This window comes from Collinsella sp. AM09-41 (genome assembly GCF_003473245.1).
Taxonomy (GTDB): domain Bacteria; phylum Actinomycetota; class Coriobacteriia; order Coriobacteriales; family Coriobacteriaceae; genus Collinsella.
In genome coordinates this window covers 1-2,159 of sequence record NZ_QRMJ01000021.1, presented here as the reverse complement: position 1 = coordinate 2,159, position 2,159 = coordinate 1, and the positions used below count along the sequence as shown (strand labels likewise).

Below are 2,159 nucleotides of genomic sequence, written 5' to 3'. Positions count from 1 at the left end.
GTCCGACCGGGCCGCGCGGCAAGGAGATATATTGCCAGACCGGAGGGGCGCCGTGGGCGGGAATCTGGGCGTACACATTTCCTACACAATTCGGAATTCTCAGCTGTATTTACCGGTAATAAAGAGGGGACCTCGTTTCCGAGATCCCCTCCTCCGTCTATCTATAGAAATAGGCTTTCAAAGCCTTAGGCCAACAGCTTGCGACCGGATTCCTCGATCGCGTCAAGTGCTGCATCAGCCTCGGCGGCATCCGCGCCCTTGGCGAAGATGTACAGCTTAATCTTGGGCTCGGTGCCAGAAGGACGAACAATACCCTTGTTGCCACCCTCAAGATCGAACTCAATGACGTTAGCCTTCGGCAGGCCGTTCACGCAGGTGTTGTAATCCACGACGGCCTCAATCTTGGAACCGGCGAGCTCCGCGGGCGGGTTCTCGCGCAGACCAGCCATGATGCCGGCCATCTTTGCCGCACCCTCAGCGCCCGGATAGCTCAGCGAAATCGTCTTGTTGTGATAGTAGCCATACTTCTCGTACAGCTCGTGCATCGCATCGGCAAGGTTCTTACCCTGGAGCTTGTAATACTGCGCCATCTGGCAAATCAGAAGTGAAGTGCTCACGGCGTCCTTGTCGCGCACGTGGTCGCCGGCCAGATAGCCGTAGCTCTCCTCGAAACCAAAGATAAAGCGATCGACCTCGCCAGCATCGGAAAGAGAAGTAATGATGTCGCCGATGTACTTGAAGCCCGTCAGGCAGCGGCGGAGCTCAAAACCGTACTCGTCGGCCAGAGCGTCAACCATGGCGGAAGAAACGATAGTAGTAACGGCAACCTTCTTAGTGAGGTCCTCACCGCAGGCAGCACGGGTCTTGCAGATATAGTCGAGCAGCAGAACGCCCATCTCATTGCCGGTCAGTAGCAGATAGTCATCGCCATTTTTAACGGCAACGCCAACACGATCGGCGTCGGGATCGGTTGCAAGCAGCAGATCGGGGTGAACCTGCTCGCAGAGATCGATGCCCTTCTGCATGGCCTGACGGATCTCGGGGTTAGGATACGGGCAGGTCGGGAAATCGCCGTTAGGCTCCTTCTGCTCGGGAACAACCGTGACATCGGTGATGCCAGCGCGCTCGAGCACCGTGGTAACGGGAATGAGGCCGGTACCATTCAGCGGCGTATAGACAAGCTTGAGCGGCGCGCCGGCAATTTCCTCGACAGAAAGGTTGGTCACGCCGCGCGCGAGAACGGCGTCGTAATAACGCTCGAGGCATGAGCCTTCGATCCATTTAACCAGACCCTGCTCAAGAGCCTCATCAAAGTCCATGGACTTCACGCCGGTGAATGTATCGGTCTCGGCGATAGCCTTAGAAATTGCATCGGCGGCCTCGCTGGTGATCTGGCAGCCATCGGGGCCATAGGCCTTATAGCCGTTATACGGCGCCGGGTTATGGCTAGCGGTCATGCAAATGCCACCGGAGCACTTAAGATCACGGACGGCCCAGGAGAGCGTCGGCACAGGAGAAATCTTGGGATACACGAGGGCAGTCACGCCATTTGCTGCAAGAATGGCAGCCGTCGTCTTAACGAACAGCTCACCTTTATTGCGGCTATCGCGAGCGATGGCAACCGTCGGATGCTCAAAGGTCGCATTGAGATAGTCAGCGAATCCCTGGGTCGCACGACCGACCGTATAGATATTCATACGGTTAGTGCCCGCACCGATAGTGCCGCGAAGACCGGCGGTACCGAAGGCGAGATCCTGGAAGAAAGCGTCAGTGATGGCGTCCTCATCACCCTGCTCCTTCATCGTGTTGAGCTCAGCGAGGAGCTCCTCGTCCTTGACATTGGCAATCCAAGTATCAAGCAGCTCATGAACATCTGCCATGTGAGTCCTTCCGTCACAATCAATAAAACGACCCGTGTAAAAACAGGACAAGCGCAGCAGTGCGCTAAAGCAAATATTAGTCCATTGAGAACAGAGAACCGACCAAAGAACGGTGAACGTCTATATTCAGCGGTGGATGATTAAATTGATTTAATTGCATAAGAAATGTTGCCCGTAAACGCAAAAAAGGGGGAGGCCGCGATGCCTCCCCCTTCTTCAAGTCTTGCGACGGCTCGGTGCCGTCCACCGGTCAGCGGCGCCCTGGCCTCCCACGGGCTG

General features: G+C 56.1%; 1 protein-coding gene. It reads right to left on the bottom strand.

The features are described 5' to 3' along the window. Window positions 1-185 precede the first annotated feature (185 nt). The gene (locus tag DW112_RS09820; protein WP_118328867.1) at window positions 186-1,880 is read right to left on the bottom strand and encodes a phospho-sugar mutase; all 1,695 of its coding nucleotides are present in this window, start codon (window positions 1,878-1,880) and stop codon (window positions 186-188) included. Between the last annotated feature and the right edge of the window lie 279 nt (window positions 1,881-2,159).